The organism is Planomonospora algeriensis, assembly GCF_977012225.1.
Window position 1 is genome coordinate 1 of record NZ_CDRNDK010000821.1, and the last position, 1,545, is coordinate 1,545.

Below are 1,545 nucleotides of genomic sequence, written 5' to 3' on the forward strand. Positions count from 1 at the left end.
GAGCCTGCGGCCCCGGCATTCCCCGGCGTCCCCGGCGTCCCCGGCGTCCCCGGCGCCGGAGGCCTCCGCCGTGGGGGCCCGGTGCCCCGGCGGCGTGTAGACCCAGACCCGCCGTCCCGCGACCGCGCTCTCGTGCACCCGTCCCCCGGGCACGCCGGGGCGCCGGTCCCGGTACGGCTGCGCGGGCGCGTCCGGCAGTTCCAGCAGGGAGGAGGGGTTGCGGCCGTGGCCACCGGGCACCTGGACGGGATTGCCCGGGTCGGGGAGGGCCGTCGTCATGACGCGCAGCCAGGAGTCCCGGTCGGTGCCGGGGATCTCCGCGCACGGCAGGATCTGGTAGCTCGCCCGCAGGTCCCCGTCGAGTTCGTAGGTCAGGCGGAGCACGTCGCCGCCCGGCTCCCGGGTCATCACGTGGGCGCCGATGTCGCCCGCGTGCCGGTCGCGGTCGGTCAGCGTGTTGATCAGGACGACCGCCCGCTCGTCGGCCGACCGGGCCCGCCACAGGAAGGTCACCCGGTACCTTCCCGGCGTCCCGGACGGCTCGATCAGCGGGGTGGCCCGGCCGCCCGGCGAGGTCTCCTTCGGAGACCCGTGTTCGGGGGATTGCAGCGGCATGTCACGACCTCCGGTCGGAGAGCAGGGTCCACAGCAGGAAGGGGCCGCCCAGGATGCTCGTCACGACGCCCGCGGGGATCTCCGCCCCGGAGGCGATGACGCGGCCGATCGTGTCGGCGGCCACGACGAGCGCGGCCCCGGTGAGGGGCGCGCCGATGAGCGGGAGCCGGACGGGTCCGGACAGGCGGGCGGCGATCACGGGGGCGGCCAGCGCGACGAAGGCGATGGGCCCGCCGACGCCGATCGCCAGCCCGGCCAGGGCCACGGCCAGGGCGAGGACGGCCAGCCGGGTCGCGCGGGGGTTCGCCCCGAGCCCGGTGCCGACGTCCTCGCCGAAGCGCATCACGTCCAGCCGCCGGGAGACGGCCAGCGCGGCGGGCAGCAGCAGGGCCAGCCCGACGGCCACCGGGAGCGCCACCGGGTAGCCGCGTCCGGCGAGGCTGCCGACGCTCCAGGAGTGGACGGCCGTGGCCGAGCTGAGCCCCTGCCAGGCCAGGACCGACTGGGTCAGCGCCCCGGCCAGGGTGGTGACCGCCAGGCCCGTGACGATGAACCGGTAGCCCTGGGTGCCGACGCCGCCGGAGATCGCGAAGACCGCGGCGGCGGCGGCGAGGGCGCCGAGCGGACCGGTCCACCAGTGCTCGAAGAGCGTCTGCGCGGACGAGAACAGCCCGGCCAGCATGATGGCGATGACGGCGCCCTGGTTGATGCCGAGCATGTCGGGCGTGGCCAGCCGGTTGCGGGCCAGCGCCTGGGTCAGGCAGCCGGACAGGCCGAGCGCGGCCCCCGCCACCAGCCCGGCGACGATCCTGGGCAGCCGGATCTCCTGGACCAGCAGGATCTGCCCGCCCGCCCCGATCCCGCGCAGCGCGTCCAGCGCCTGGCCCGCGGTCATCGCGGACTGCCCGGCCACCAGCGCGGCCACCCCGG

The 1,545-nt window shown here is 77.0% G+C and carries 2 protein-coding genes; both read right to left on the reverse strand.

What is annotated here, in order from left to right; genetic code table 11:
* The coding region (locus ACWJ6R_RS36085) for an enterochelin esterase domain-containing protein (RefSeq protein WP_449066506.1) at positions 1 to 615 on the reverse strand (615 nt) is incomplete at its 3' end.
* 1 nt (position 616) lies between these two features.
* The coding region (locus tag ACWJ6R_RS36090) for a FecCD family ABC transporter permease (RefSeq protein WP_449066507.1) at positions 617 to 1,545 on the reverse strand (929 nt) is incomplete at its 5' end.